A 26,665-nucleotide genomic window follows, 5' to 3' on the forward strand; every position below is an offset into this window, starting at 1 on the left:
CGGCGGCAGCCAGGACGACCCGGCCGCGCTGCCGTCCGCCGCCGTCGGCTGGCTCGCCTGGGGGGACGACGGCGGGCGTCGCGGCGATGAGCCTGTGCCAGCTCGTGCCCGTGCTGCGCACCGGGGTCCGCCTGCGGCCCGCGCTGCGGATGCCGCCAGGGGTGGGACGGCGTGCCCGCCATCTGGCCGCCGCCGGCCTCGGGGCCCTGCTCGCCCAGCAGGCGAGCGTGCTCGTGGTGCTGTACCTGGCGAACGTTCACGGCGAGACCGGCACCATCAACGTCTACGGGTACGCCCAGGCCGTGTACTTCCTCCCGTACGCCGTGCTCGCGGTGCCGCTGTCCACGGCGGTGTTCCCGCGGCTGTCCGAGCGGGCCGGCACCGGGGACCGGGCGGGCTTCGCACGGATGGCGGCAGGGTCCACCCGCCTGGTCGTCGCCGCCTCGCTGGTGGGTCTGGCGCTGCTCGTCGCCGTCGCGCCGGCCGCCACCGCGGTGTTCTCGCTGCGCGACGACATGGCCGGGATGACCGGCGCCATCACCTGGTTCGCCCCCGGGCTGCTGGGCTACGCGCTGATCTTCCACGTCTCGCGGGCGCTGTACGCGGTGGACAGGGGCCGGGCTGGCCGCGGCCCGGGCGTCCGCCCGCGTCACGTGGCTGGCCCGCCTGCTCGCCGCGACGCCGTCGAGCACGAAGAACCCGGTGTGGCTCGCCGAGCAGGTCACCGAGCTGGTCCGGACCGCCCCCGCGGAGGGCGGCACCCTGGGCGTCGAGGTCCACGACGAGACGTGGCTGCGCCGTCAGGGCATGGAGGCGATCCTCGCCGTCGGCGGCGCCTCGGTGACGCCGCCGCGCCTGGTGGTGCTCACCTGGGAGCCAGGCCGCGCGGAGCAGCACGTCGTCCTGGTCGGCAAGGGCATCACCTTCGACACCGGCGGTCTGTCCCTCAAGCCGCGCGAGGCCATGGTGCCGATGAAGACCGACATGGCCGGCGCCGGCGCCGTTCTCGCCGCCACGCTCGGCGCGGCCGAGCTCGGCCTGCCGGTGCGCGTCACCGCCGTGCTGCCGCTCGCCGAGAACGCCATGGGCGGCAGCTCCTACCGTCCCGGCGACGTCGTGCGCACCTTCGACGGGACCACCGTGGAGATCTCGAACACCGACGCCGAGGGCCGCCTCGTCCTGGCCGACGCCCTCGCGTGGGCGACCGCCGCGCTCGCGCCCGACGTCGTCGTCGACATCGCCACGCTGACCGGCGCGGCCGCACGCGGGCTCGGCCGTGGCCACGCCGCCCTCTACTCGGCCGGTGGTGACGCGGGCGGCGACGACCTCGCGGGCGAGCTGCTCGCGGCCGCCGCGGCGACCGGAGAGCAGGCCTGGCGCATGCCGCTCGTGGAGGACTACCGGGCGGCCCTGGACTCCGCCGTCGCCGACGTCGCCCACACCGCGACCGACGTGCACGTCGGCGGCGGCTCCGTCGTCGCCGCGCTGTTCCTCCAGCGGTTCGTCGGTGCGGGACGGTGGGGCACCTGGACATGCCGCCGGCCCCGCCCGGGCCGGCAAAGGGCGAGGGCGAGCTGCCCGCGGGCGCGGACGTCTCGGCGTCGGAGTCGTCGGCGCCGGGCGCGTCGGAGCCGTCCTCGCCAGCGCGCTGCGCAGCGTGGGCCACGCCGTCGTCGGCGCCACGGCCGTCTCCGCCGAGAGCCGCGACCGTGTCGACGCCCTGCTTCCCGGCGTCCCCGTGCTGGAGATCGAGGAGGTCGTCGAGCGCGCCGAGCTGGTGCTCCTCACCGTCCCCGACGACGTCCTCGCCGACCTCGTCCGCGGGCTCGCCGAGCTCGGGCGCTGGCAGCCCGGCCAGCTCGTCGTCCACACGTCGGGCCGCTACGGCACCGAGGTGCTCGCGCCCGCCCGGTCGGCGGGGGCCATCACCCTCGCGGTCCACCCGGCGATGACCTTCACGGGCACGAGCCTGGACGTCTCCCGGCTCACCGGCTGCCCGTTCGCGGTGACGGCCGCCGCGCCCGTCCTGCCCATCGCGCAGCCCTCGTGGTCGAGATCGGCGGCGAGCCCGTGGTGGTGGCGGAGGCCGACCGTCCCGTCTACCACGCCGCGCTCGCGCACGGGGCCAACCACCTCGTCACCCTGGTGGCGCAGGCCGAGCGCGTCCTCGAGGCCGCCGGCCTGGAGGAGCCCGGCACCTACCTGGCGCCGCTGCTCTCCGCGGCCCTGGACGGCGCGGTGCGCGGCGGCGAGCAGGGCCTGACCGGGCCGGTCGTGCGGGGTGACGTCGGCACCGTCGAGTCCCACCTCGCCGCGCTCGACGGGCTGGGGGAGCAGCTCGCCGACGTCGCCGACACCTACCGGCACCTCGCCCGGGCCACCACGCGCCGCCGCGGTCAGCCACCCGAGTGCCTCCACCGGGCCGAGACTCTCGACCAGGGCCCCGGCGTGCCGGTCGGGCGGCTCGGCGATACGGCTCCACGCGGCCGCCGCCAGCCGCGGGTCGCCGGCGTCGAAGGGCAGGTCAGCCATCCGTTCCTCCTCGGGTCCGTAGCGCCAGCGCGGTGCCGACGTCGGCGGTGGTGGGTCGTTCCCGGCCGGCGAGGTCGGCGAGGGTCCAGGCGAGCCGCAGGACGCGGTCCATTCCGCGCATGCTGAGGGCGCCGCGGTCCAGGGCCCGTTCGAGGGCCACGCGGACGTCGGCGGGCAGCCGGCCCTCGGCGCCACGCAACCACGCGCCGGGCACCTCGGCGTTCGTGCGCCACGGTGTCTCCCCGAGGCGCGCCTTCTGCCGTGCGCGGGCCCCGGCCACCCGGGCGGCGACGACGGCGGAGCCCTCGAGGGGTGCCGAGACGGCCAGCGAGGCCCGGGTGACGGGCGCGACGTCCACCTGGATGTCGATGCGGTCCAGCAGCGGGCCCGACAGCCGGCCGAGGTACCGGCGACGCTCGACCGCGCTGCAGGTGCACGCCAGCCCCTTGCCGACCGCCTTCCCGCACGGGCAGGGGTTCGCGGCCAGCACCAGCTGGAACCGGGCGGGATAGCGGGCCGCCCCCGCAGCGCGCTGCAGCACGAGCTCTCCGTTCTCCAGGGGCTGGCGCAGCGTCTGCAGCACCCGCGGGGAGAACTCGGGCGCCTCGTCGAGCAGGAGAACGCCGCGGTGCGCGCGCGTGGCGGCGCCGGGACGGGGAAAGCCGCTGCCACCGCCGATCACCGCCGCCGGTGTCGCGGTGTGGTGCGGGTCCTCGAACGGCGGACGCCGCAGCAGCCCGGCGGCCGGGTCGAGCGTGCCGGCGACCGAGTGGACGGCCGAGACCTCGACGGCTTCCGCCTCCCCCAGGTCGGGAAGCAGGCCGGGCAGCCGGGCGGCGAGCATGGTCTTGCCGGCGCCGGGGGCGCCGAGGAGGAAGAGATGGTGCCCGCCGGCTGCGGCGACCTCGAGCGCGAACGACGCGCCGGTCACCGGTGGGGTCGCCGGCGCCACGGCCGGCACCCTGCTGCTCTTCGTGTCCGGCGCCGCCGAGCACGTCGAGCGGGCGCGCGCCGTCCTGGAGGCCGTTGGCACCCCGGAGGTGGTCGGCGACCGGGTGGGGGACGGCCAGGTCATGAAGGTCGTCAACCAGCTGCTCTGCTCGGTCCACCTGGTCGCCGCGGCCGAGGCCCTCGCGCTCGCCGGACGGCTGGGCCTGGACCAGGCAAGGGCGCTGGACCTCCTCACCCGTGGCGGCGCGGCCTCGTGGATGCTCGGGGACCGGGGCCCGAAGATGCTGTCGGCCCCGGGCGAGCAGGTCTTCTCCTCCGTCGACATCTTCGTCAAGGACTCGGGGATCGTCGCGGACGCGGCCGAGGCGGCGGGCCTGCCGGTGCCTGTGCTCAGGGCGGCGCACGAGCAGTTCGTCGCCGCGCACGACGCGGGCCTCGGTTCCCTCGACGACTCCCGGGTGGTCGACGTCTACGCCGTCCCGGAGGCCGTACCGGCGCCGTGACCCTGCGGCGGCGCCGTCGAGCTCCGGACCACGAGGTCCGCGCGCACGAGCACCGGCCCGGCGCCGGCCGCCGGGTTGACCGCACGCTCGACGCTGTGCGCGGCGAGCAGCGGCACGTGCACCTCGACCCCGGTGAGCGCGGGACGGTGCAGGTGCAGCCACGGGTTGTCGTCGAACACGACGACGGACAGGTCCTCCGGGACGCGCACCCGCGCCGCCGCCAGGTGCTCGAGCACGGGGAGCACCTGGGCGGTGTTGGCGACGACCAGGGCCGCCGCGGTCCCGGACGCCGGCGGGGTCCACGTGGTCAACAACGGTGCCGCCGCCCTCGCGCTGGTCACCCTCGCGCTGGCCGCGGGGCGCAGCGTGGTCATCGCCCGCGGGGAGCTGGTCGAGATCGGCGACGGGTTCCGCATCCCGGAGCTGCTCGAGTCCGTCGGCGCCACGCTGCGCGAGGTCGGGACCACCAACCGGGTCCGCCTGGACGACTACGCCGCCGCCGTCGACGACGGCACCGCCTTCGTCCTGAAGGTCCACCCGTCCAACTTCCTCGTCTCGGGGTTCACCTCGACCGTGCCCGTCCGCGAGCTGGCGCGCCTGCCGGTGCCCGTGGTCGCCGACATCGGCTCCGGTCTGCTGGCGCCCCATCCCCGGCTGCCGGACGAGCCGGACGCCGCGACCGCCCTGCGCGCCGGGGCCGCCCTGGTGACCGCGTCGGGCGACAAGCTCCTCGGCGGCCGCAGGCCGGGCTGCTCCTGGGGCGCGCGGACCTGGTGCAGGGCCTGCGCGCGGACCCGGTTCACGACCACCGTGCGGGCCGCGCCGGGAGCGAGCAGGTCGCGTCGGACAGCTCGCCGAGCGCCATGACCAGGCGTCGCATACCGACGGGCTCGCCGGCTCCCACCACGACGACGACGTCCGCCGCGGCCAGGGCGGACGCGGTGGCCGCGTGGCGGCGGGGCCCGTAGGCGCCGTCCGGATCACCGTCCAGCGTCGCGCCGGTGTCGACGACGGTCCACGGCGCCGAGGCACGGGCGACGTCCCAGACCACTTCTAGAGCCGCGGCGGGGAGCTCGCGCCACCGGTCGGCCCTGGTCAGCCCGGTCATGACGTGCAGGTTCCCGTCGACGACGGGGCACAGCCGTCTCAGCACCGTCGGGTCGAGCCTGCCGTTGAGGGCCTGACGGGCGACGGCGGCCACGGCGGAGGCGTCGTCCAGGATCCCCAGCACCTGCGTGACCGAGGGAGCCTCGGTGTCGGCGTCGACAAGGTTGGCCGATCCGGCGAGGACGGCGAGCTCCGCGGCGAGCGTCACCGCCAGCGTGGTCCGGCCGGGTGCTCCGGGCGGCCCCCAGACCACCACGAGCCGCCCGGGACGGCGCTCGTCCTCCGGCCCGGCGTCGACGACGGAGGCGGACACGTCGTCGTCGCCGATGATGCCCAGGTGGATCACCCGTGCGCGGTCCCCGAGCCGCATCCCCGCCATCCCGCGGCCGGCCCGGCCCTGGGGCCGCACGGCGGAGGCGTCGAAGCGCAGCAGGTGCGCGTCGGAGGAGACCAGGACGAGCCGGTCGCCGTCGGCGGCGTGGCCGCAGCCGACCACCCGGTCCCCGTCGCCGAGCGCGATCACCTGCCAGCTGTCCTTGTTGGCCGGCCGGTCGCTCGTGACACGCTTGACCACTCCGCCCGCGGTGGCGAGGACGAGCGGGGCGGCGTCGTCGTCGAGACGCGCGAGGCCCACGACCTCCTCGTCCTTCTCCAGGGCGAGAAGCTCGGTGAGCGGCACACCGCCGGACAGGCTCGGCGCGGCTCCGGCGGGCGGGAGCCCGGGCGCGTCGAGGACGTCCAGGCGCACCACCCGCCCCGCCGACGTCACCACGCCGACGTGCCCGCGGACCGTCGCGGGCAGGCGTGCGCGAGCGCGTCGTGCGGTCAGCGCCGGCTCGGCGGTCGTGGCGGAGGCGGCGAGCACCGTCGGCGTCGCGCCGTAGCGGGCGGCCAGGCGGAGCAGCCGCCGCAGCACCAGGGCGACGTGGGCACCCAGCACGCCGCGGTAGGCGTGGCACTCGTCCACGACGACGTAGCGCAGCCCCTTGAGCAGCCGTTGCCAGCGCCGGTGGCCGGGGAGCATCGAGAAGTGCAGGAAGTCCGGGTTGGACAGCACCACGTCGGCATGGTCGCGGGCCCAGTCGCGCTCCTCGAGCGGGGTGTCGCCGTCGCACGTGGTGACGCGCACCGCGCGCAGCCCGGCGGCGTCGAGCAGCCGGTGCAGCCCGGTCAGCTGGTCCGCGGCGAGCGCCTTGGTGGGGGAGAGGTACAGCGTGGTGGGGCGGCGGTCGTACGCGGCGATGCTGCCCGCACCGGGACGCGCGGCGTCGGCGGCGCCGGCCCGGACCGCGGAGACGGCCGGCAGCCAGGCGGCGAGGGACTTGCCGGACCCGGTCCCCGTGGCGACGACCGTGTGCCGGTGGGCCCAGGCGGCCTCGGCCGTGCCGGAGTGTCGGCGCCGACGGCGGAGGCGGCGGCGACCCGGCGGGCCACCGAGCATGTCACCGCCCTGCGTCCGCCGACCGGCGCGCGGCTGCTCCGGCTGACGGACCACGTCCTCGCCGAGCTCCTCGACCTCCCCGCCGAGGCGGGGCACCTCCTGCACGGAGACATGAAGTGCGACAACGTGCTGGTCGACGGCGACCGCCTCCGGATCGTCGACCTCGACCGCGTCACGTCCGGGGACCCGGCGCTCGACGTCGGCAAGATCTGTGCCGACCTGCGGTGGTGGGCCATGGTCGGCACCGCGGACGGGGACGAGCTCGTCGCCGCCCTCCTCGCGGGGTACGGCCCGTGCGACGACGCCGGCCGCCTCGCGCGCGCCGCGTGCTACGACGTGCTCTTCCAGCTGCGTGCTGCGGGGCGGCGCGTCCAGCTGCACGAGCCGGGCTGGGCGGAGCGGGTCGACGAGTGCGTCGAGCTGGCGGACCGCACCTGGCGGCGGCGATGACCACCGCCTGGCCCGGCGCCCCCGGCCGGTACCGACTGGCGCGAGCTGGACCACCTGGTCAGCCTCGCGGACCGCGTGGTGGCGGCGGAGGCCCGCAGCGGCGGCGTGCACCAGGTGCGCTGGGCCCCCGACCGGAGCGTGCGGGTGGCGTTCGACCGGTCCGGCGGAGAGGTGGTCGTGGTCGAGATCGCCGGCGGGACGACCACGCGGCGCACCCTCGCGGACGACGACGCCCTGCCGGGCCTGGGGGTGCTGCTGGACGCCGAGGAGGCGCGCCGCCGGTTCGAGGAGCTGCTCGGCGAGCCCGTCCGCCGCTGCACCGTCGGCTCGGTGAGCTACCGGCCGGGCTCGCGGTGCGTGGTCCGGTGCCGGCTCGACGGCGACCGCACCGGCGGGCGGGAGTTCTTCGTCAAGGTGCTCGCCCACGGCTTCCAGGCCTACGTCGAGAACCACCAGACGCTCGCCCGGGCCACCGACGGCGCGCCTCCCCTGGTTCCGCACCTCGTCGGCCGGTGGCCGGACCTCGCCGCGGTGGTGGTCGCCGGCCGCACCGTCCTCGTCGACGACGTCGCGGCCGCCCTGGGGCGCCTGGCCAGGCACGTCCTCGCCGAGCTCCGCGCGCGCCGCGGCGCCGACGACCCGCTGCGGGTGGTCGCCGTGACCGGCTCGGTCGGCAAGACCACCACCAAGGACCTCCTCGCCCGGCTGCTCGCGCCGCTCGGCGAGCGCATCGCCCCGCCCGGGTCCTTCAACAACGAGATCGGCCTGCCGCTGACCGTGCTGCGGGCCACCGGCACCACCCGGACGCTGGTGCTGGAGATGGGGGCCGACCACGTCGGCAACCTGGAGTACCTCACGTCCGTCGCGCCGCCCGACGTCGCGGTGGTCCTCGCCGTCGGCCGCGCCCACCTCGGCGAGTTCGGGGGCATCGAGAACGTCGCCCGCGCCAAGTCCGAGCTCGTCGCGGGCCTCGCGCCGGGCGGCACCGCCGTCCTGAACGCCGACGACGCCCGGGTCGCCGCCATGGCCTCGCTCGCCCCCGGCAAGGTGCTGTACTTCGGCCGCTCCGACGCCGCGGACGCCGGGCGGAGGACGTGCGCGTCGACGACGCCGGACGGGCCGCCTTCCGCCTCGTCGCCCGGCCCCGGACCGGCTGGGCACCGGCACGAACGTCCTGGTGCTCGACCGCACCGTCAGCGGCTTCCGGTTCCGCTTCGGCCCGGGCAGCCGCGAGGCGCACGAGCGCGAGGCCCGACGGCACGGCGTGGTGCCGGACGTGGTGCTCCGGCCCGGCACCTCGACCGACCTGGACACCCCGGCGGACTGGGCGGTGCTCCCGGCGGAGGTCCGCGCCCAGCTGTCCCGGGCGGTCGGCGCTGACCGAGCGCTCCGGGAGCGACCCTGAGCAGGATCAGTGGGCCTGGGCGGACTCACTCTGCGCGGAGCCACCTACTGATGCCCGAGGCGCACGGGGCCGCCGGCGATTTGTGAGCGCGCGCGGGATGCAGGTGCAGGTGCGGGAGCAGGTGCAGGTGCGGGAGCAGGTGCCGGGGCGGGAGCAGGTGCCGGGGCGACGCGGTCACGGCGTCCAGCGGCCGCGGTGGACGACCTCGTCGAGCGGACGGCGCGGGCGCGGGTGGGTGAGCCACCCGGGGTCTCCTCCGGCGCCGGGTGCCCGACCGTGATCGCGCCGACGGGCGCGTACTCGTCCGGGACGCCGAACTCCTCCCGCACGGCCGGCACCCGCGCGGCCGGGACGCCGAAGAAGCACGCCCCGAGCCCCTCGTCCACCGCCGTCTGGAGAATGAGGAGCGAGGCCATCCCGGCGTCCACGTGCCAGTACGGCACGCCCCAGCGGGCATCGCGATCCGTTCCGGCGTCGGCCCCGCCGGACCCGGCCACCGGACCGGCGGTTCTCGCACGGCCGGCAGCGGCAGTGGCAGCAGCGGCGGGACGAGCCTTGTCGGGCTCGGCGTAGCGACGGCGGTAGGCGGCCTCGGAGGAGAAGGGGACGACGACCACCGGCGCCTCACGCATGCCGCGCAGCCAGCGGTCCGGCGCGGCGGCACGGGCGCCCTGCCGGCGTGCCGCGTCGAGGAGCGCGTCGACGAGCCTGGTGCCGATGCCCTGCCGGCGGAAGGCCGCGTCGACGCCGACGGTCATGACCTGCGCCTCCTCGCCGGCGGCCAGGCCGGCGAAGCCGACCACCAGCTCTCCGTCCGGCGCGTCGACCACGGCGGCCACGTAGGTGCGAGCGGGCGCGTCGGTGAGCTCGTCGACGTAGGCGCCCCGGCTCCAGGCACCCGGCCCGAAGAGCTGGTCCTCCAGCTGCATGACCCGGTCCAGGTCCTCCAGCCGGAGCGCGCGCAGCCGCACGTCCATACCGGTCAGGACACCCGTTTGGGCGCACCGGCCACGTGCACGTCGGGCCGGCGCAGGTAGCGCGGCTCGGTGCCGAGCTCGACGTCCCGGCCGTCCTCCCCGGGCCGCGAGCCGCGCCGCGACGATCCGCGCGAGGACGGCCGGGTCGGGTCGTCCGGCGCGGCCTCGACCACCTCGACCCCCCGGCGGCGCAGCCGGAGGGCGACCGCGTCGCGCTCGAGCTCGCCGCGCTCGGCGGCCGCGGCGTCGTACACCGCGTCCGAGCTGGACCGGTCGGCGCGCAGCGCCGCCACCTCCGGGTCCGACGCGGAGGCGAGGACGACGGTGTGGTCGGCCGTGAGGGCCTGCGCCACCGGCAGCAGCCGCGAGGTCACCGCCGACGGCTCCAGCGCGCTCAGGAGCACCACCAGCGCCCGCTGGGAGAGCGTGTCCCGCACCACCTGGGTGACCGTGGTCCAGCTGATCTCCACCAGCGACGGCTCCAACGGCGCCATCGCCTGGGCGAGCGCGCTCATCAGCCGGGCGCCCTGCTCCCCGGACACCCGGGCACGGACCTGGTTGTCGACGGCGACGAGGTCCACCCGGTCCCCGGCGCGGGAGGCCAGCGCCGCGAGCAGCAGCGCCGCCTCGATCTGGGCGTCCAGCCGCGGCGCGTCGCCCAGCCGGGAGGCGGAGAGCCGGGCGGTGTCCAGCACGACGAGGACGCGCCGGTCCCGCTCGGGGCGCCAGGTGCGCACCACCACGTCGCCGCGCCGGGCGGTGGCGCGCCAGTCGATCGCCCGGACGTCGTCGCCGATGACGTACTCCCGCAGCGAGTCGAACTCGGTGCCCTGCCCACGCACGAGCACGGCCGTGCGTCCGTCCATCTCCCGCAGCCGCGCCAGGCGGGAGGGCAGGTGCCGGCGCGAGGAGAACGCGGGCCGCGTTGCTGGCGCTGCTCGCCGGCGTCGGGCGCACGACCTTGGCGATGGCCCGCCACGACGACCTCCCGCGGCCCCTCGCCGCCGTTCACCCCCGCTTCCGTGTCCCGCACCGCGCCGAGGCGGCCGTCGCGGCGGTCGTCGTGGTCGCCGTGTCGGTCGCGGACCTGCGCGAGCTCATCGGGTTCAGCTCGGCCGGCGTGCTGCTGTACTACGCCGTCGCGAACGTCTCGGCGTTCACGCAGGGCGCCGACCACCGGCTCTACCCCCGCTGGGTGCAGGTTGTCGGCGCAGCCGCCTGCCTGATACTGGTGCTCACCCTGCCGGTCGCCTCGGTGGTGGCGGGGGTGGGCGTCCTCGCCGTCGGCCTGGCGTACCGGCTGGTGCGCCGCCACGGCGACGCACCGGCGGCTGGCCCTACCCTCGACGGGTGAGCGCCCCGCAGCCGACCGGCGGCGCAGGGCGAGGCGGCCGTCGTCGTCGGCCGCGGGCGAGGCCCCCCGTGGCACGCACGAGGTCGAGGGCGGCCTCCACCTCGTGCAGGCCCTCGGGGCGGCGGTGGCGCACGTCGAGCAACGAGCCGGGGTAGTCCACGCTCGTGCCGGCGACGTACCCGATCCCGGCCATGCGGGCGAGAAGCGCCATCGGCAGCGGGCTCTGGTGGAAGGAGGTGAAGATGACGCACCTGTCGTAGTGCCGCTCCGCGAGGAGGGTCACGAGGGCCTGCAGGCGTGCGGGGTCCGCGGCCGGCGGGACGTACCCGGACCACGGGACGTCCGCGACGAGCACGTCGTCGACGCCCGGGAGGAGCCGGGCGGCGGACCGGCCGGCGGGGCTGACGAGGAGGTCGAGCGAGCCGGCGGAGGCGGCGAGGGCGCGGACGGCGGGGCCCGCCAGGAGGACGTCGCCGTCGTTGTCGAGCCGGACGGCCAGGACGCGGGTCATCGTGTCACCGCCAGGTCCGGCGTGCGGGTGGCGCGGCCGGGAGCGGCGCGGTCGTCATGGAGGGGGCGCTCGCCGGGAGCACCGTGCTCGCGCGCGTCCCCTGCCGCCGCCAGCAGCAGCTCCGTCGCCGCGGTCAGGTCATGGGCGACGACGTCCGCCTGCTCGACCTCCTCCGGCAGGGTCTCCGCCGTCGGCACGACGGACCGACCGGCGCCGGCGGCCCGGGCCGCGCGACGTCCGCGCCGATGTCGCCGACCACCGCGCACTCGTAGGGCGCCACGCCCAGCTCCGCGGCGGCCCGCAGGACCATGAGCGGTCCCGGCTTGCGGCACGCGCAGCCGTCGTCAGGCCCGTGGGGGCAGTGCTGCACCGTGTCGAGCCCGCCGACCTCGTCGAGGAGCCGCGCGTTCACCGCGCGGACGTCGCCCTCGGTGAGCAGCCCGCGCGCCACGCCCGACTGGTTGGTGACGAGTCCCGTGGCCAGCCCAGCGCCGCGCAGCCGGCGCAGCGCGTCCGCGGCGCCGTCGACGAGGCGGACCTTGCCGGGGTCGGCGTTGTAGGGCACGTCGTGCACGAGGGTGCCGTCGCGGTCGAGGAGGACGGCGCGCAGCGGCGGGGGCCAGGGAGGAGACCCCCCGGCGGTAGGCCAGCGCGCCGCGCGCCCGGTGCCAGACGGCGAGCCACGGGATGGCGGCGCTGGTGACGGCCATGCGCGTCCACTCGGAGCGCCAGCCCTCCTCGCCGGGGCGCGGGCCGGGCGCGATGCGGCGTCGGGCGAAGTCCGCGGTCAGGCCGAGGGCGGTGGCGCCGGCGACGACGGCGGTCCGCCCGGCTGCGCGGCCGCCACCGACCGAGGCGGTCAGGCTCGCGGCCGCTCCGGCGAGGCCAGCGGCGACGGTGGCGAGGTGCCAGCGGAACCGCCCCGCGCCCCCGTCTCCGCCTCCTGGGCGCCCACGCGGGGCCCCGTGGGAGGGGCGCGCATGAGCGCGTCGGAGCGGGCGCGGTCGTGGTCGAGCTCGGCCACGCCGTCGACGGCGAGATCACCGCTCGCGGTGTCCTGCGCGGCCCGCGTGACCGGGCCGGGCCCGTCAGCCACGGCCGCCCACCGCCAGCAGCGGCAGGGTGAACGCGCCGGACTGGATCCCGCGCAGGTCGACCGCCACGAACCGGAAACCCGCCTCCCGGATCCCGGCGTCCAGGGCCAGGCGGACGTCTCCTCGCCCGCGCGGGCGATCTCCGCCGTCGGCAGCTCGATGCGGGCGATGTCCCCGTGGTGGCGCACGCGGCCGTCGGAGAAGCCCAGCTCGCGCAGGACCTCCTCGGCGCGCTCGACCTGCCCGAGCTTCTCGGGCGTGACCTCCTCGCCGTGCGGGATGCGCGAGGCCAGGCACGGCGCGGCGGGCTTGTCGGCCACCGGCAGCGCGAGGGCGCGGGCCACCAGGCGCACCTGCGCCTTGGTCAGCCCGGCCACGGACAGCGGACGCAGGACCCGGTGGTTCGTCGCCGCCCGTGCGCCCGGCCGGTCCGGACGCCCCCGCGTCGTCGGCGTTCTCCCCGTAGGCGACCGCCGCCAGCCCGTGGGCGGCGACGACCTCCTCGCCGATCCGGGTGAAGAGCTCGTCCTTGCAGAAGAAGCACCGGTCGACGTCGTTGCGCGCGTAGTCGGGGTTCTGGGACTCGCGGGTGGGGACCTCCACGACGCGGGCGCCGATGAAGGCCGCGGTCTCGTGGGCGCGCGCCCGTTCCGAGCGGGCCAGGGAGGGGGAGACGCCGAGGAGGGCGACGACCTCGTCCGGGCCCAGCGTGCGGACCGCGAGGGCGAGCAGGAGCGCCGAGTCGACCCCGCCGGAGTAGGCCACGCCCAGGGGTCCGGCGCCGCGCAGCTGGTCCCCGACGGCGCGCAGGCGCCGCCGCCGCGCTGGTCGGCACGGGCGCCCAGGTGCTCCACCTCACCGGTCGCGGCAAGGACGGCGACGTGCGGGCCGCCGTCGCCGCCGCTGCCCGGGACGTCCCCGAGGTCGCCGACCGTTACCACGTGCGCGAGTATCTCGGTGCCATGGAACTCGCCTACGCCTGCGCCGACCTGGTGCTGTGCCGCTCCGGCGCCGGCACCGTCTCCGAGCTCGCCGCCATCGGTCTCCCCGCCGTCTACGTGCCCCTGCCCGTCGGCAACGGCGAGCAGCGGCTCAACGCCGCGGACGTCGTGGCCGCCGGCGGGGGGCGTCATCGTCGAGGACTCCGCCCTCGACGCCACCTGGGTGGCCCAGCGCGTCACGGCGATGCTGGCCGACGGCGAGGAGCTTCGCCGCCGTGGCGCGGCGGCCGCACGCGCCGACGACGAGCCCCACCGAGCCGAGGCGCCGGTTGGGTGCTTCGTCGTTCTCCGCACGGGCGCCGACCGCGACGTCGCCGGCGACCGAGCCGTGGGCCGTCCGGGCGTGCTGGACGGACGCCCCCTCGGGGTTCGACGTCAGCGCCAGCACGAACACCCCGCGTCCCCGCTCCCGGGCGAGGTCGAGGGCGGGCCGGAGCGAGCCGAAGCCCAGGTAGGGCGACAGGGTGACCGCGTCGGCGGCGAGCGGACCGTCGCCGAGGTACGCCGCGGCGTAGCCGGACATCGTGGAGCCGATGTCCCCGCGCTTGACGTCGAGGATCGTCAGCGTGCCGGCGGCCCGGGCGGCAGCCAGCACCTCTTCCAGCGCCGCCACGCCCGACGAGCCGTGCCGCTCGAAGAACGCCGACTGCGGCTTGAGAGCGGCGACCCGACCACCGAGCGCCTCCACGACGCGCAGCCCGAACGTGCGCAGGCCGGCCGGGTCGTCCGGCAGGCCCCACGCGGCGAGGAGCCCCGGGTGCGGGTCGATGCCCACGCACACCGGGCCGTGGGCGTCCATGGGCCGGCGTCCTCGACGAGGCCCGGGCCGGGCTGCGCGGCGCCCACCTGGCGACGACCGCCCTTCCCCGGTGGGCTGGAGGCTCGCACCGAGACCGTCGCGGGCACCGCAGAACCGGTCCGCACCCTGCTCGTGGGCGACCCGCAGGCGCAGGAGCGGCCCGCGGCCCAGCACCTCCTGATCACGCCGCACGACCTCGAGGACGCCGCCGCTCGCGCCCGTGAGGTCGCCTCCGCAGCACAGGCACGGGCGGGCGAGGCGGGGAACCGTCTGCAGGGCGCCGTCGAGCTCGCGCGCGCCAGGACCGACGCGGACCACGCCGATCAGGCAGCGGGAGAGGCCGACGAACGCCGGGCCGCGGACGAGACCGCTGCGGACGAGCGCAGTCAGGACCGCGACGACGTCGCCCGTGAACTGGCGGGCGCCTGGCGAGAGTGGGTCGGTCAGGACACCACGGCCGAGCTGCTCGGCGAGGTGTACTGGCCGGCCACCACTGTGGGACCCCTCCTTCTCGACGCCGACCTGCTCACCGGCGACGTCCGGGCCGGCCACGCCGGCGACGACGACGTGCTCCGGCTCGACGAGCTCGACCGGGTGGCAACAGAGGCTGCGGAGCCGGCCCGCGACCGGCTCGCCCGCACCGGCGCGGACCTCGACGCCGCGGAGCTCCGCCGCCCCCGCCGACGCCCTGCCGCCCGAGCCGCTGGACGCCGCGATCCTGTTCGCGCCCGCCGGCCACCTCGTCCCCACCGCGCTGCGCGCCCTCGACCGCGGCGGCGTGCTCGTGATCGCCGGCATCCACCTCAGCGACGTGCCGCCGCTTCACTACGAACGCGAGCTCTTCTACGAGAAGGAGGTCCGCAGCGTCACCGCGAACACGCGGGCCGACGGTGAGGAGTTCCTGCGGATCGCCGCCCGGACGGACCTGCGGCCGACCACGCTCGTGCGGCCGCTGACGGAGGCGGCCGCCACGCTCGCCGACCTGGCGTCGGACGCCTACGAGGGTGCGGCGGTGCTCGTGCCCTGAGGCAGCGGAGGGCGCCCGGCGCTCCGCGTGGCGGCTCCGCCGAGGATGCCGAACGCGGGCGGCGGGCCCTTGGCCCCTGGTGCGTCGGCGGCCGACGCGCGCACCATGGGAACGCCGGGACGACGACGTCCCGCTCGGAGGTGGAGAAGCCATGGATGTCGTTGTGGTGTACGAGACGCACTACGGCCAGACCCGCGAGATCGCCACGGCCATCGCCGACGGCGCACGAGACGCCGGCGCCGACGTGACCGTCGTCGGCGTCGAGGAGGCGACGGCGCAGCAGGTCGACGGTGCCGACCTGCTGGTGGTCGGCGGACCGACCCACATGCTGGGCATGAGCCGGCCCTGGTCCCGCGGCAAGGCTCACCCGCAGGAGATCGGCACCGGCGGCGAGATCGACGACGGCGTGCGCGAGTGGCTCGTCGGCCTGCCGGCGGCCGGCACCGGGCAGCGCGCGGCCGCGTTCGACACCCGCCTGCCGTCGGCACTGGCCGGCGGCGCGTCCCACGGAGTGGCGCGCGCCCTGCGCAAGCACGGCTTCGACGTCGTCGCTGATCCTGAGGGGTTCGTCGTCGAGGAGGCGGATGGGCCCCTGCGCGAGGGCGAGCGCGACCGCGCACGTGACTGGGGCGCCGCCCTGACACGGAAGGTGGCCGCGACGGTGGGATGAAGGAGACCCGCGAGGCGCCCGCCACGGGCGACCTCGACGGCGAGCTGAGCGCGCAGCTGAGAACGGCCGCCCGGCACGCCTCGCGCAACGTCCCGGTCGCCGCCGTCACCGACACGGCGGGGGCGGTGCTGGCGGCGATGCCCGGACGGGTCTACGACAGCGCCGCCGTCGTCGCCGTGGTCGACGCGACCGGCTGGGCGGGCTGGTCACCCTGGAGCGGCTGCTCGCCGCGCCGGCGTCCACCCCGGTCGCCCCCCCGGCGGGCCGGTCGACCTGCGCATCACCGACGGCACGGTCACCGCCGTCGCCCCCCACGCTGACGCGGGCGGCGGGCGAGGAGGAGGTCGACGCCGAGGGCCGCTGGGCCGTCCCGGGACTGTGGGACCACCACGTCCACCTCACCCAGTGGGCGCAGACCCTCACCCGGCTCGACGTCTCCGCGGCGCGCAGCGCCGCCGAGGCGCTGGAGCTCCTGGGCGCGCACCTCGCCACCGTCCCGTTCTCCGCCGAGGAGCCCGTCCTCGCGTACGGCTTCCGCCACGCCACCTGGGCCGACCGCCCCACATTGACGGCCCTCGACGCCGTCGCCGCCGGCCGCCCGGTGGTCCTCCTCTCCGGCGACGTGCACAGCGGCTGGATCTCCACCCGGGCGCGCCGGCTCCTCGGCCTGCCCCTCCCGTCGGGCGACGACGACGACGGTCTGGTCCGCGAGACCGAGTTCTTCGCGGCGGTCGGACGTCTCGCGACCTGCCCGGCCCCGACCCGGCCGAGGCGCTGCGCCGGGCGGCGACCGTGCCCGCGCCGTAGACGGCGGCCGCCACGATCGCGATGGTCGAGGTGCGCCGCGAGTCGGCGATGCCGCGGGCGATCAGGGCGAGGCTGCGACGCAGCGTGCCGCCGGGCAGCGCGTAGGGGCGCGGTCCGTCCTGGCGGCGCGGGGACGCGGCCTCCGGCGCTGGGACGGGCACGGCGGGTCCTTCCGGTGACTTCCACGGCGGGGGCAGGCGACGATCCTCGCACACAACGCGTCCGCGCCGCCGTCGTGGCACCGTTAGCCCCGACGCACCGCACAGAGCGAGGAGAGGTGGCCATGGGGACGGCGTGGATGGAGGCCGAGCGTGCGGCGCTCGTCGAGACCCTGCGGGAGGCCGACCCCGACGCACCGACGCTGTGCGAGGGCTGGACGGTGCGCGACCTGACCGCGCACCTGGTGGAGCGCGAGCACCAGCCGGTGCGGCGCGGGATCGACGTGGCCGGGCCGTCCGCCGTCGGCCGCGGCGCTGCTGACGATCGTGGTGGGTCGCCGCGGTGCTGGCCTCCACCGGCCGCCCAGGTCCAGGCCCGGACCGCTGGTGTCCTCTGCGAGCTGGTCGCGCACGGCGCCAGCGCGGAGGTGACCGCCCGGGTGGCCGCGGAGCCGCGGGTCGTGGCGAGCCGGGAGTGGGACACCACGGAGCGTTTCCGGGTGCTCGTCGACGTGGAGGAGGTGGCCGGGCGCGGTGCGCGGTCGTCGGCGCGGGCGAGCGTGGCCGTCCTGGGGCCCGCCTCCTGGGGCGCGCTGACGCTCGGCGAGCAGGTCAGGGTGCGCGGCTCCCTCGTCGCGACGGAACCGGGGGACGACGCCGCCGCCCTGCTCGTCACCTCGCGCGACCCGGAGCGGCTCGGCGCGCCACCCTGGCTCCTGGGTGCCGTCAACGTCCTGCGGGGTTCCCTCCGCGACGCGACCGCAGAGCTCTCGCCGCAGGGCAGAGGGCTGGTGCCCGGGATCGCCGTGGGTGACGACCGGGAGCTCCCGGACGACCTCCGCGCCGACATGGAGGCCGTCTCCCTCACCCACCTCACGGCGGTCTCGGGCGCGCACGTGGCGATCCTGCTCGGCGCCGTGCTGGGCGCCTTCGTGTGGCTGCCGCGACGCTGGCGCACCGCCGTGGGTGCGGCGGCCCTCGTCGCGTTCGTCGCGCTGGTGCGGCCGGAGCCGAGCGTGCTGCGCTCCGCCGTCATGGGCGCCGTGGTCCTGCTGGCGCTCGTCCTCGGCCGTCCGGCACGGGCCCTGCCGGCGCTGTGCGCAGCCGTGGTGGCGCTCCTCCTGGTGGACCCCTGGCTCGCCCGCGCGTTCGGCTTCGTGCTGTCGGTCCTGGCGACGGCGGGGGCTGGTCCTGCTGGCGCGGCCCTGGGCGCGCTGGCTCTCGCACCTGCTGCCGCGGTGGCTGGCCACGGCCGTCGCGGTCCCCGCCGCGGCGCAGGCGGCGTGCGGGCCGGTGGTCGTCCTGCTCGCACCGGCCCTGCCCCTCTACGCCGTGCCCGCGAACCTCCTCGCCGCCCCGGCCGTCCCACCCGCCACGGTGCTGGGGAGGGCGGCGCGGAGGCACCCGCAGGCGGTCGCGCGGAGGCACCGCGCGCGGACGAGCCTGGTCGCGTCATGCGTCGCAGCATATTGACGCCCGGCCGGGGTCCGCGCTCACGCCGTCAGCGCGTGCAGCTGGTGCGGCAGCTCGTCGACCAGCTCACGGGCGAGGAACCCGACCTTCCCGACCCGGGCGGTGAGCGCGTCACCCGCGGCGGCGTGCAGGTGCATCGCCCACACGGCCGCCTGCGCCGGGTCGGCGCCGCGGGCGAGGAGCCCCACGATCGCGCCCGCGAGGACGTCGCCGCTGCCGGAGGTGCCGAGCCCGGTGTGGCCGGTGGAGGAGCGCCACGTCCGCTCGCCGTCGGAGACGAACCCGTGGCCGCAGACCACCGCGCCGAACCGCGCGGCCGCGTCTCTCACGGCGTCGGCGGCGTCCTCGTCCGGGATCTCCTCCCGCTCGAGCAGGCGGGCCGTCTCGGCCAGGTTCGGGGTGAGCACGAGCCGTCCGCGCAGCCGGTCCTGGACGTCACCGGCGCCGGGCAGCACCCCGAGGGCGAACGCGTCGAGGACCACCACCGCCTCCTCGGCGACGTGCGGCACGAGCCCCCGCAGCAGGGCCAGCGTGCCCTCCGGTTCGCCCAGCCCGGGGCCGACCAGGACCGCGTCCGCCCTGCTCGCGTGCCCCTCCAGCTGCTGCGCGTCGGCGCCGCTGACCTCGCCGTCCTCGTCCTCGGCGAGGCCGCGCACCCCCGCCTCCGTCCGCGAGCGCGAGGCGCGCCGCGGCCGGGGACGCCTCGTGCGTGAGGACGAGCGGGCGGACGGGCGCGTCCGTGAACATGGGGGCGTCCGGCTCGAGCGCGAGCCGGGAGGAGACGACGGCGAGCACCGGGTGGGCGGGCAGGCCGTGCGCCAGGCGCCACGCGACGGCGTCGCCGTCGAGCCGCATCGCCCCGTAGCCCTCGGCGCGCAGGGTGCCGGCCCCGACGAGGACGACGTCGGAGAGCATCCGCAGGGTGTCGAAGACCTGCTTGTCGTCGGCGTTGTTCAGGCCGGCGGACAGGCCCGCGTGGGTGGCGGCGCCGTCGAGGCTGGCGATGAAGTTCACGCGCAGGTGCCACGCGCCGCGGTCGGCGACGGCGTACCGGCGGACCAGCTCCTCGGGGTCGAACATCGTTCCTCCTCACGGGGGCCGCGGGGGGCCCCGCCAGCCGGCTCAGCGGTTGTGCCGGCGCTCGACCGGGGCGCGCCGCCCGAGCACGGCCTCGGTCAGGCGGGGCATGGCGTCGCTGGTGCGCCCGATGGTGACCATCGCGCGCACGAAGCCGCCCCGCTCCTTCGCCACGCTCTCGGCAGCCTGCGCAGTCGTGTGGGCCGCCTTCTGCGCCGCGGCCCTCGGGCTCGTCGTGCTGACCGCACCCACCTGGCCCGACGCCGTCGAGCGCCTCGGACTGCTCGCCGCCCCGTTCGCCGCCGGGTTCGCCGCCCAGGTGCTCCTCGCGGCGCTGAGCTACCTCGCCCCGGTGATGCTCGGGGGCGGGCCGTCCGTCGTGCGCGCCGTCAACGAGGAGATCGACCGCGCCGCGGTGGCGCGGGTGGTGACGCTCAACCTGTGCCTCGTCCTGTTCGTCCTACCCGTACCGTCCCTGGTGCGGGTGACGACGTCGATGCTCGGCCTGGCCGCGATGGCGTCCTTCCTCGTCCTGCTCGCCCGGGCGCTCCTGGCGCGCCGGCGCCTCGGGCGCCGCGGTGACGGCGACCTGCTCGCCACCGCCATCCCGACCGGGCCCCGGTGCCCTCGAGGAGGACGGCGAGGCTCGCCTCGTCGCTGCCGGCGGGCCGGTCGAGCTCGACGGCGGCGGGCGCGAGCTGCGAGGCGACGACGGCGCGGGCGAGATCGGCGACCTCCTCCAGCGGCCCGGTGCGCAGCACGAACGCGCGATCCGGACGCACCGGGTGCAGGCGGAACGCGGCACGGACGATCACGCCGAGCGTGCCGTAGGAGCCGGTCATCAGCTTGGCGAGGTCGTACCCGGCGACGTTCTTGACGACCTTCCCGCCCGAGACCGCCACCGTGCCGTCGGCCAGCACGACGGTAGTGCCCAGGACCAGGTCCCGCAGGGCGAGGCGCTGGAGGCGGCGCGGCCCGGAGCGCCCGTGGCCAGCACCCCGCCGACCGTCGAACCGGCGTCGTGGCGCTCGGGCGGGACGTCGGCGACGAGCTCCTGGCCCGCGCGGCGACGTGCTCCTGCAGCTCGCGCAGTGCCAGGCCGGCCTCCGCGACGACGACGAGGTCCCCGGCCTCGTGCTCGACGAGCCGGTCCAGCCCCGTGGTGTCGAGCCTCCGTCGGACGGGCGCAGCTGGCCGCGGTCGGCTCCCCCCGACGCCGGGACGGTCCGCCGGGCCACGGGCACCGGCATCCGCGGCATGCTGCCCCTGCAGGCGGCCCTGACCGCCGCCGCGGGTCACCCCGTGCTCGGCGGCGCCCTCGTCACCGCCGTCCCGGCCCTGCGCACGACGGCGAGGAAGCTGGCGACGACGTGACGCTGACGCTGGCCTACGGCACCAACGGCTTCGTGGACCACCGCCTCGCCGACGCCCTCGCAGTCCTCGCCGACCTCGGCTACGGCGGGGTCGCCCTCACGCTCGACCACCAGCACCTCGACCCGTTCGCGCCGGACCTGCCGGCCCGCACCCGGGACGTCGCCCGCCTGCTGGAGCGGCACGGCCTCGCCGTCGCCGTCGAGACGGGCGCCCGGTACCTCCTGGACCCGTTCCGCAAGCACGAGCCGACGCTCGTCTCCGACGTCGGCCGGGAGCGCCGCGTCGACCTGCTGAACCGCCGCGGTCGCGGTCGCGGCCGACCTCGCGCGGGGTGGTCCGCCCTGTGGTCCGGGGATCCTGCCCGACGGCGTAAGCCCCTCGCCGGGCGCGGGCAGGGGCCCGGCGGCCACGGCGGGCGCGGGGGGACGGGCACCGGTCCAGCCGGCGAGCTCGGCCAGCTCGTCGTGGACCGCGGTGAGGTCGCCGAGACGCAGGTCGAGCCCCATCTCCGTGGCGAGGGCGTCGAGGACCTGGCGGTCAGCCAGCGCCCGGGAGACGAGGACCTGCCCGAACGGGCGGACGCGGCCCTCCCAGTTGAGATAGGTGCCGGCCTTCTCCACGGGCGGGGCGACCGGCAGCACGACGTCGGCGTGCTCGGTCACCTCGGAGCGGCGCACCTCGAGCTGGAGGACGAACCCGGCCGCTGCGAGCGCCGCGCGGGCGAGGGCTGGGTCGGGCAGGTCGCGCGGCTCGAGGCCGCCGACGACGAGGCCGCCCAGCTGACCGTCCCGCGCCGCGGCGAGGATGCCGGTGAGGTCGCGACCGGGCGCGACGGCAGGGACTCGGCGCCCCACACGGCGCCGGCGTCCACGCGGGCGTCGCGCGGTGACGAGGCGGCCGGCGCGCGACGGTCGTCGTCGCGGTGCTCGCCGCGCTGGTGCTCCTCCTCGCCCTGGCTGAGCCTGACCGTGGAGAACGAGATGGCGGCCGGTGACGTGGTGCGCACCCTCGCGGGCCGCGGCGAGGGCGGGGAGGACTTCGTGCTCCTCCGCCTGCGGCTGCCGCGGCTGCTGCTGGGTGCGCTGGTCGGTGCGGCGCTCGCCCTCGCCGGCGCCCTTTTCCACGACCGTGCTGCGCAACCCCCTGGCGAGCCCGGACATCCTGGGCGTCAGCGGCGGGGCGTCCCTCGCCGCGGCGACCGCGATCCTCCTCGGGGGCCTGTCCGGCGCCGTGGTCTCGCTCGCCGCGCTCGGCGGCGCGCTCGCCGCCGCCGTGGCGATCTACGCCCTCGCCTGGCGCTCGGGGGGTGAGCGGCTACCGGTTCGTCCTCGTGGGCGTCGGCATCGCGTTCCTCGTCAACGCAGGACTCGGCTACCTCATCTCCCGCGCCAACGTGAACGACGTGCGCGAGGCGCTGGTGTGGATGGTGGGCAGCCTCGGGACCCCCGGGTGGGCGGACGTGGGGGTGCTCGCGGGCGTGCTGGTGGTGCTCGCGCCGGCGGTCGCGCTGGTCGCCCCGCGGCTTCGCGTGCTGCAGCTCGGGGACGACACCGCCGGAGGGCTGGGCGTGCGTGTCGAGGTGACGCGGGTGGCCGTGCTCGCGCTGGCCGTCGCCCGGACCGCCGCCGGGATCGGTCCCGGGCAACCCGCCCACCGAGGGGGTGCGCTACGCCGAGTCGCCCGAGGAGCCGACCAGCCCCGGGCCGCCGCCGGGGTCCGTCCCGGGGAACTGACGACCTGAGCGAGGAGACGAGATGGGACTCGACGACCTGGCTCGCAAGGCCAAGGAGGCCTGGCAGCACGAGAAGGTGCAGAACGCCCTGAGGTCGGAGAAGGCCGAGAGCGTGAGCGACTCGGTGCTGGACAGAGCGGCCGGCGCCGCCGACCGCGTCACCGGCGGCCGATACACGGACCAGGTCGCCGGCGCCCGCGAGGCGGCCGACGCCCGGATCGGCACGCCCGCGCGCGCGGACGTCACCGGAGGACGCAGGCGTGGCCGTCGCCGACCTCGCTGACGACGGCGACCCGCCCGTCTCCACGGTGCTGGTCACCCACGGCACGGGCGAGCGCGCCGTCGTCTCGACCAACGCGGTGGGCCGTGGGGTGGCGTTTCCCGCGCCCGAGATCCTGGCGGGCGCCGGCGTCCTCCTGGTCGACGGGCACCTCCTCGCCGCCCAGGCCGCCCTGGCCCGGTCCGCCCGCTCCCGGGGCACGACGGTCGTCCTCGACGGCGGCTCGTGGAAGGACGGGCTGGGCGACCTGCTGCCGTACGTGGACCTTGCCGTGCTGTCCGCCGACTTCGTCCCGCCCTGGGTCGGTGCGGGACCCGGCGACGCCGGCCTCCTGACCGCGGTGACGCGGCGCGGTCCACGTCTGGTCGCCCGGTCGCACGGCGCCGGCCCCGTCTCCGTGCTGCACGACGGCGACCTCCTGGAGCTCCCCGGTGCCGGCCGTCGACGTCGTGGACACCCTCGGCGCGGGCGACGTGCTGCACGGTGCGACGGCCCCCCGACGCGCCCGCCGCGCCGGTCCGGCCGGTCGGCGCCCTGACCGCCCTGCGCTGGGCCATGCGCCACCCGGTCGCCCGCTTCGCCGTCGTCCTCATCGCCGTCGCCCACGCGACGATGGTCATGATCATGTCGATGACCCCGTTGCACATGACGCACGACGGCATGGGACTCGAGGTGGTCGGGATCGTCATCAGCGCCCACGTGCTCGGCATGTTCGCCCTCAGCCCGGTCTTCGGGTGGCTGGCCGACCGGTACGGCGCGGTCCGTGTGGCCGTGCTGGGCATCGTGACGCAGGCGGCCGCCGTCGCCCTCGGCCTGCTCGCCGCGGCCGGCGGCACCCTCGCCGTGACGATGACAGCCCTGGTCCTGCTCGGCCTCGGATGGTCCGCGGCGCTCATCGCCTCCTCGGCGCTGCTCGCCGGCGTCGACTCCGGGAACGTCCGGGTCCCGCTGCAGGGTGCCACCGACGCCTGATGATGTACGCGGGCGCGGGAGCGGCGGCGCTCGCCGGGCCGATCGTCGCCGTCGACGGCTTCCGCGGCGTCAACAGCCGCACCGCTGCGCGACCTCGTCCTGGTCCGCGAGCGTCAGGCGCGTCGTGCGCCGGCCGGTCGTCAGCGCGAGCGCGTCGCGCACGTCCAGCAGGCCGGCGTACGCGCGGGCCAGGTCCGGTCCGCCGCGGGGCCGGTCGGTCAGCCAGCTCGCCACCAGCGCCCCGACGACGACGGCGTCACGCAGCCCCCCGCGCGCCTCCTTCAGGTCGGGCTCGAGGAGGTAGGCCACCTCCCCGAACCGCTCGGCGCGCGCGGCCACGGAGTCGAGCAGCTCCGGCAGGCGGCGTCTCGCCCCGGAGCGCCAGTCGGCCAGCACCGCCTGCTGAGCGCCCTCCCCCACCACCGGGTCGCCCGCGACGGTGCGCAGGTGCAGCAGGCCGACGGCCGCGGGAAGGTCGGCGGACGCGACCCGCCGGCACTCCTCGAGCGTGCGCACGGAGTGGTCGAGGTCGAGCCCGGCGTCCCAGAGGGGGGTACCACAGGCGTCGGCGAGCCGGGCCACGTCGTCGGCGGAGCGGGTGCCGTCGTGGACGAGGAGGAGGTCGAGGTCGGCGGCCGGGCCGCCGTCGCGACGTCCGAGGCTGCCGACCGCGACGAGCGCCGCGCCGCGGCCGAGGTCCAGCCCTGTGGTGGCCCGCCGCGCGCTGCCACAGCTCGCCGAGGGCCGCGTCCGTGAGGTCTGGTGCGGCGGAGCCCGAGGTCGTCGTCGGCGAGCGTGCCGGCCACCGCGGGGCGCCGGACCACCAGGTGGAGCACCCACGCCGTTCCCGCCAGCACGAGCGCCAGGCCCACAAGCAGCGGAACCGCGTACGGGGCGCCCGGGTAGGGACCGGAAGCCCCTCCGGTCATGCCGGCGGCCGCCGCGTCGGACGTGATCAGCGCGGGCACCGCCCGGCCGGAGCCGGTGGCGATGAGCATGAAGAGGACGAGGGCGACGGCGAAGACCGCCGACGTCGCGAGGAGGAGGGTGAGGCGCGGACCCGTGAGGTCGTGAACCGTCCGTCGGCGCAGCGCCGCGGTGCGTACCGTCCCCACCGGCCGGGGCCAGGTCCGCTCGCCGACGGCGTGCACCGCCACGTGCACCAGCGCGCCGGCGGCCGCGACGTGCCGCGCGCTGGCGTACACGCATCTCGTCGGCGATCCCCTCGTCGGCGACCGCGTCACGCTCTCCGCCGCGACGCTCGCCCGCGGTCTCGGCACCGGCGGCTACGCGATGGTCGTCGCCGTCCCCGACCGGCTGCCCGCGGACCCGCCCCCCGGTCCCGGGCACCTCGTCAAGGCCCGCTACACCCCGCTGCAGACCATGGTGCTCGGGGTCGACGAGCAGGAGTCCGAGCACCACCAGGCACTCCGCGACGCCGACGACCTCGGCGGCATGCCCGTCGTCGTCGCCGACCTCCATTCCGCGGTCCCCCGCCGTGCTCGCCGGCGTGCGCACGGTCGATCCGGCCCTGCGCGTCGCCTACGTGATGAGCGACGGCGGTGCCCTGCCGGCCTGGTTCTCCCGCTCCCTGGCGGGTCTGCGCGGCGCTGGCTGGCTGGCGGGCTCCGTGACGGTCGGGCAGGCGTTCGGCGGCGACCTGGAGGCGGTGACCCTCCACACCGGGCTGCTCGCGGCGCGGCTGGTGCTCGGCGCCGACGTCGTCGTCGTCGCCCAGGGCCCGGGCAACCTCGGCACCGGGACGCGCTGGGGCTTCTCCGGCACCGCCTGCGGGGAGGCCGTCAACGCCACCTCCACCCTGGGAGGTGCGGCCGTGGCGTCGCTGCGCGTCTCCGGCGCGGACCCCCGCGAGCGGCATCTCGGCGTCTCCCACCACTCCGTGACCGCGTACGGCCGGGTGGCGCTGGCACCGGCCGACGTGGTCGTGCCCCGGTTCGACGGCGGTGCCGCGCTCGAGCGGGCGGTGCCGGCCGGGCTGGGAGACCGCGTGCGCGAGCAGGCTGCCGCGCTCGGTGCGCCCAACGGGATCCACCGGCTCCTCGAGGTCTCCACGTCCGGGCTCGGCGAGGCGCTCGCGTCGTCGCCGGTGCGGCTCTCGACGATGGGGCGCGGGCTCGAGCAGGATCCGGCCGCCTTCCTCCGATCCGCGCCGCCCTGGACGCCGGCGCGGACCTGCTCGGCCACAACAGGGCCCAGGAGCTGGTCGCCACCGGTCCCACGCTCGCCGAGCCCGGGACCCCGGCGCACGAGATGCACTTCATCGGCCACCTGCAGTCGAACAAGGTCAACCAGGTGCTGCGGTGGGCCACCTGCGTGCAGACGGTCGACACCGCGCGCCTCGCGCAGCGGCTCGACGCCGCGGTCGCCCGCGGCGTCGCGGGGTGGACGGGGAGGCCCGCGTCGCGCCGGACGCCGTCGCGGACGACGGCGGAGCCTCCGCCCTCGACGTCATGGTCCAGGTGAACACCTCGGGCGAGGCGACCAAGGCCGGCGTGGACCCGGCGCGGGCCGCGCAGCTCGCCTCCGTCGTCGGCTCGCTGCCGAACCTGCGGCTGCGCGGGTTCATGACGATCGGCGCCAACTCCCCCGACGTCGACGTCGTCCGGGCGTCCTACGAGGCTCTCGCCCGGGTGCGCGAGAGCGTGGTCGCCGGCGGCGCGCCCGGGACCGGCGGGGCGACCGAGCTGAGCATGGGGATGAGCGGCGACCTGGAGATCGCCGTCGCCGCCGGGGCGACGATGGTCCGGGTCGGCACCTCGGTGTTCGGGGCGCGTCCGGCGCCCTGAGCGGCGCCGCCCGCCCCACCCTGCGCGAGCTGCTGGAGGGGATGGTCGAGCTGCGCGGCCGGCCGAGCGTGCCGATGGCCCCGGACGCCAGGCAGTACAAGAGCCCGCCGGCGGACAACGCCAGCGGCAGACGGAAGAGCGACGGCAGGCGTCCGGCCAGGAG

General features: G+C 77.2%; 28 protein-coding genes and 10 pseudogenes. 24 read left to right on the plus strand and 14 right to left on the minus strand.

Annotation, left to right across the window (positions count from 1 at the left end; all coding sequences use genetic code 11):
• Positions 1–86: 86 nt before the first annotated feature.
• From DA06_RS22045 to DA06_RS22055, 3 pseudogenes are all read left to right on the plus strand, one after another.
• Positions 87–554 (plus strand): annotated as a pseudogene (locus DA06_RS22045) (lipid II flippase MurJ); the annotation flags it as partial.
• A 148-nt stretch (positions 555–702) separates the two neighbouring features.
• Positions 703–1,461, plus strand: a pseudogene (locus DA06_RS22050) (M17 family metallopeptidase); the annotation flags it as partial.
• A 46-nt stretch (positions 1,462–1,507) separates the two neighbouring features.
• Positions 1,508–2,658: pseudogene (locus DA06_RS22055) on the plus strand (Rossmann-like and DUF2520 domain-containing protein).
• On the opposite strand, the pseudogene DA06_RS22060 reads toward DA06_RS22055, so the two are convergent.
• Positions 2,540–3,454: pseudogene (locus DA06_RS22060) on the minus strand (YifB family Mg chelatase-like AAA ATPase); the annotation flags it as partial. The pseudogenes DA06_RS22055 and DA06_RS22060 overlap by 119 nt on opposite strands.
• On the opposite strand from DA06_RS22060, the gene DA06_RS22065 reads away from it, so the two are divergent.
• Entirely contained in the window at positions 3,375–3,986 is a 612-nt protein-coding gene (locus DA06_RS22065) for an NAD(P)-dependent oxidoreductase (protein ID WP_418606032.1), read from the plus strand. The pseudogene DA06_RS22060 and the gene DA06_RS22065 overlap by 80 nt on opposite strands.
• Here the strand turns inward: DA06_RS22065 and DA06_RS22070 are convergent.
• Positions 3,953–4,360, minus strand: coding sequence for a substrate-binding domain-containing protein (locus DA06_RS22070; protein WP_418606033.1), 408 nt, complete (start codon positions 4,358–4,360; stop codon positions 3,953–3,955). The two genes, DA06_RS22065 and DA06_RS22070, sit on opposite strands and share 34 nt — an antisense overlap.
• On the opposite strand from DA06_RS22070, the gene DA06_RS22075 reads away from it, so the two are divergent.
• Positions 4,242–4,853, plus strand: a complete 612-nt coding sequence (locus DA06_RS22075; protein ID WP_418606035.1) for a hypothetical protein — start codon at positions 4,242–4,244, stop codon at positions 4,851–4,853. The two genes, DA06_RS22070 and DA06_RS22075, sit on opposite strands and share 119 nt — an antisense overlap.
• Here DA06_RS22075 and DA06_RS22080 read toward each other — a convergent pair.
• A complete protein-coding gene (locus DA06_RS22080; protein WP_418606036.1) occupies positions 4,786–6,588 on the minus strand; it encodes a DEAD/DEAH box helicase in 1,803 nt (600 codons plus the stop codon). The genes DA06_RS22075 and DA06_RS22080 overlap by 68 nt on opposite strands.
• Between DA06_RS22080 and DA06_RS22085 the strand changes: the two genes are divergently transcribed.
• Positions 6,484–6,984, plus strand: coding sequence for a phosphotransferase family protein (locus DA06_RS22085; protein WP_418606038.1), 501 nt, complete (start codon positions 6,484–6,486; stop codon positions 6,982–6,984). The genes DA06_RS22080 and DA06_RS22085 overlap by 105 nt on opposite strands.
• Before the next feature lie 78 nt (positions 6,985–7,062).
• Entirely contained in the window at positions 7,063–8,364 is a 1,302-nt protein-coding gene (locus tag DA06_RS22090) for a Mur ligase family protein (protein ID WP_418606039.1), read from the plus strand.
• Between the two features lie 69 nt (positions 8,365–8,433).
• Here the strand turns inward: DA06_RS22090 and DA06_RS22095 are convergent, their stop codons facing one another.
• Together DA06_RS22095 and DA06_RS22100 are read right to left on the minus strand one after the other, a co-directional pair.
• Positions 8,434–9,366 (minus strand): GNAT family N-acetyltransferase, encoded by a 933-nt coding sequence (locus DA06_RS22095; protein WP_418606041.1) that lies wholly within the window; start codon positions 9,364–9,366, stop codon positions 8,434–8,436.
• Positions 9,367–9,371: 5 nt separating this feature from the next.
• Positions 9,372–10,232 carry a DUF58 domain-containing protein gene (locus DA06_RS22100; protein ID WP_418606042.1) on the minus strand — a complete coding sequence of 287 codons (861 nt, stop codon included), beginning with the start codon at positions 10,230–10,232 and terminating at the stop codon, positions 9,372–9,374.
• Between the two features lie 59 nt (positions 10,233–10,291).
• Between DA06_RS22100 and DA06_RS22105 the strand changes: the two genes are divergently transcribed.
• Complete coding sequence (locus DA06_RS22105) at positions 10,292–10,720, plus strand: hypothetical protein (RefSeq protein WP_418606043.1); 429 nt, start codon at positions 10,292–10,294, stop codon at positions 10,718–10,720.
• On the opposite strand, the gene DA06_RS22110 is transcribed toward DA06_RS22105, so the two are convergent.
• The 5 genes from DA06_RS22110 to DA06_RS22130 form a co-directional block, all read right to left on the minus strand.
• The gene (locus DA06_RS22110; protein ID WP_418606044.1) at positions 10,704–11,231 is read right to left on the minus strand and encodes a glycosyltransferase family 9 protein; all 528 of its coding nucleotides are present in this window, start codon (positions 11,229–11,231) and stop codon (positions 10,704–10,706) included. The genes DA06_RS22105 and DA06_RS22110 overlap by 17 nt on opposite strands.
• Entirely contained in the window at positions 11,228–11,428 is a 201-nt protein-coding gene (locus DA06_RS22115) for a hypothetical protein (protein ID WP_418608379.1), read from the minus strand. Before DA06_RS22115 ends, DA06_RS22110 begins: the two co-directional genes overlap by 4 nt.
• Complete coding sequence (locus DA06_RS22120; RefSeq protein WP_418606045.1) at positions 11,365–11,796, minus strand: HAD-IIIA family hydrolase; 432 nt, start codon at positions 11,794–11,796, stop codon at positions 11,365–11,367. Before DA06_RS22120 ends, DA06_RS22115 begins: the two co-directional genes overlap by 64 nt.
• Positions 11,797–12,090: 294 nt before the next feature.
• On the minus strand, positions 12,091–12,327 hold the full coding sequence (locus DA06_RS22125) for a hypothetical protein (RefSeq protein ID WP_418606046.1): 237 nt from the start codon (positions 12,325–12,327) through the stop codon (positions 12,091–12,093).
• Positions 12,320–13,090 (minus strand): ATP-binding protein, encoded by a 771-nt coding sequence (locus DA06_RS22130; RefSeq protein WP_418606047.1) that lies wholly within the window; start codon positions 13,088–13,090, stop codon positions 12,320–12,322. The genes DA06_RS22125 and DA06_RS22130 overlap by 8 nt, the downstream gene beginning before the upstream one ends.
• A gap of 116 nt (positions 13,091–13,206) precedes the next feature.
• Here DA06_RS22130 and DA06_RS22135 point away from each other — a divergent pair.
• A pseudogene (locus DA06_RS22135) lies at positions 13,207–13,395 on the plus strand (glycosyltransferase); the annotation flags it as partial.
• Between the two features lie 163 nt (positions 13,396–13,558).
• Here the strand turns inward: DA06_RS22135 and pyrF are convergent.
• Positions 13,559–14,125 (minus strand): annotated as a pseudogene (pyrF, locus tag DA06_RS22140) (orotidine-5'-phosphate decarboxylase); the annotation flags it as partial.
• Positions 14,126–14,903: 778 nt separating this feature from the next.
• Between pyrF and DA06_RS22145 the strand changes: the two are divergent.
• The 4 genes and pseudogenes from DA06_RS22145 to DA06_RS22160 form a co-directional block, all read left to right on the plus strand.
• The gene (locus DA06_RS22145; RefSeq protein WP_418606048.1) at positions 14,904–15,152 is read left to right on the plus strand and encodes a hypothetical protein; all 249 of its coding nucleotides are present in this window, start codon (positions 14,904–14,906) and stop codon (positions 15,150–15,152) included.
• Between the two features lie 151 nt (positions 15,153–15,303).
• Entirely contained in the window at positions 15,304–15,822 is a 519-nt protein-coding gene (locus DA06_RS22150) for a flavodoxin family protein (RefSeq protein ID WP_043505181.1), read from the plus strand.
• On the plus strand, positions 15,819–16,142 hold the full coding sequence (locus DA06_RS22155) for a hypothetical protein (protein ID WP_418606050.1): 324 nt from the start codon (positions 15,819–15,821) through the stop codon (positions 16,140–16,142). The genes DA06_RS22150 and DA06_RS22155 overlap by 4 nt, the downstream gene beginning before the upstream one ends.
• A 56-nt stretch (positions 16,143–16,198) precedes the next feature.
• Positions 16,199–17,959 (plus strand): annotated as a pseudogene (locus tag DA06_RS22160) (ComEC/Rec2 family competence protein); the annotation flags it as partial.
• A 321-nt stretch (positions 17,960–18,280) separates the two neighbouring features.
• On the opposite strand, the gene DA06_RS22165 reads toward DA06_RS22160, so the two are convergent.
• The gene (locus DA06_RS22165; RefSeq protein ID WP_418608168.1) at positions 18,281–18,811 is read right to left on the minus strand and encodes an ADP-dependent NAD(P)H-hydrate dehydratase; all 531 of its coding nucleotides are present in this window, start codon (positions 18,809–18,811) and stop codon (positions 18,281–18,283) included.
• Positions 18,696–19,340, minus strand: coding sequence for a dihydrofolate reductase family protein (locus DA06_RS22170; protein WP_418606051.1), 645 nt, complete (start codon positions 19,338–19,340; stop codon positions 18,696–18,698). Before DA06_RS22170 ends, DA06_RS22165 begins: the two co-directional genes overlap by 116 nt.
• Positions 19,341–19,467: 127 nt before the next feature.
• On the opposite strand from DA06_RS22170, the gene DA06_RS22175 reads away from it, so the two are divergent.
• The 8 genes and pseudogenes from DA06_RS22175 (at position 19,468) to DA06_RS22210 (ending at position 23,695) form a co-directional block, all read left to right on the plus strand.
• Positions 19,468–20,214 (plus strand): hypothetical protein, encoded by a 747-nt coding sequence (locus tag DA06_RS22175; RefSeq protein WP_418606052.1) that lies wholly within the window; start codon positions 19,468–19,470, stop codon positions 20,212–20,214.
• 194 nt (positions 20,215–20,408) lie between these two features.
• Complete coding sequence (locus DA06_RS22180; RefSeq protein ID WP_418606054.1) at positions 20,409–20,711, plus strand: hypothetical protein; 303 nt, start codon at positions 20,409–20,411, stop codon at positions 20,709–20,711.
• Between the two features lie 980 nt (positions 20,712–21,691).
• Positions 21,692–21,820: pseudogene (locus DA06_RS22185) on the plus strand (iron ABC transporter permease); the annotation flags it as partial.
• A gap of 19 nt (positions 21,821–21,839) precedes the next feature.
• Positions 21,840–21,950, plus strand: a pseudogene (locus DA06_RS22190) (iron chelate uptake ABC transporter family permease subunit); the annotation flags it as partial.
• A gap of 67 nt (positions 21,951–22,017) precedes the next feature.
• The gene (locus DA06_RS22195; protein WP_418606055.1) at positions 22,018–22,452 is read left to right on the plus strand and encodes an iron chelate uptake ABC transporter family permease subunit; all 435 of its coding nucleotides are present in this window, start codon (positions 22,018–22,020) and stop codon (positions 22,450–22,452) included.
• 13 nt (positions 22,453–22,465) lie between these two features.
• Entirely contained in the window at positions 22,466–22,726 is a 261-nt protein-coding gene (locus DA06_RS22200; protein WP_418606056.1) for an antitoxin, read from the plus strand.
• The gene (locus DA06_RS22205) at positions 22,704–23,261 is read left to right on the plus strand and encodes a hypothetical protein (RefSeq protein WP_418606057.1); all 558 of its coding nucleotides are present in this window, start codon (positions 22,704–22,706) and stop codon (positions 23,259–23,261) included. The genes DA06_RS22200 and DA06_RS22205 overlap by 23 nt, the downstream gene beginning before the upstream one ends.
• Positions 23,207–23,695 (plus strand): MFS transporter, encoded by a 489-nt coding sequence (locus DA06_RS22210; protein ID WP_418606058.1) that lies wholly within the window; start codon positions 23,207–23,209, stop codon positions 23,693–23,695. Before DA06_RS22205 ends, DA06_RS22210 begins: the two co-directional genes overlap by 55 nt.
• Before the next feature lie 69 nt (positions 23,696–23,764).
• On the opposite strand, the gene DA06_RS22215 is transcribed toward DA06_RS22210, so the two are convergent.
• Positions 23,765–24,535, minus strand: a complete 771-nt coding sequence (locus tag DA06_RS22215) for a hypothetical protein (protein ID WP_418608170.1) — start codon at positions 24,533–24,535, stop codon at positions 23,765–23,767.
• A gap of 258 nt (positions 24,536–24,793) precedes the next feature.
• Here DA06_RS22215 and DA06_RS22220 point away from each other — a divergent pair.
• From DA06_RS22220 to DA06_RS22230, 3 genes and pseudogenes are all read left to right on the plus strand, one after another.
• Positions 24,794–25,865 (plus strand): annotated as a pseudogene (locus tag DA06_RS22220) (DUF3866 family protein); the annotation flags it as partial.
• 101 nt (positions 25,866–25,966) lie between these two features.
• The gene (locus tag DA06_RS22225; protein WP_418606059.1) at positions 25,967–26,179 is read left to right on the plus strand and encodes a hypothetical protein; all 213 of its coding nucleotides are present in this window, start codon (positions 25,967–25,969) and stop codon (positions 26,177–26,179) included.
• The gene (locus tag DA06_RS22230; protein ID WP_418608171.1) at positions 26,167–26,502 is read left to right on the plus strand and encodes an alanine racemase; all 336 of its coding nucleotides are present in this window, start codon (positions 26,167–26,169) and stop codon (positions 26,500–26,502) included. Before DA06_RS22225 ends, DA06_RS22230 begins: the two co-directional genes overlap by 13 nt.
• Positions 26,503–26,665 lie beyond the last annotated feature (163 nt).

The sequence above is a fragment of the Georgenia sp. SUBG003 genome (assembly GCF_000715355.2).
In the GTDB taxonomy this organism is placed as follows: domain Bacteria; phylum Actinomycetota; class Actinomycetes; order Actinomycetales; family Actinomycetaceae; genus Georgenia.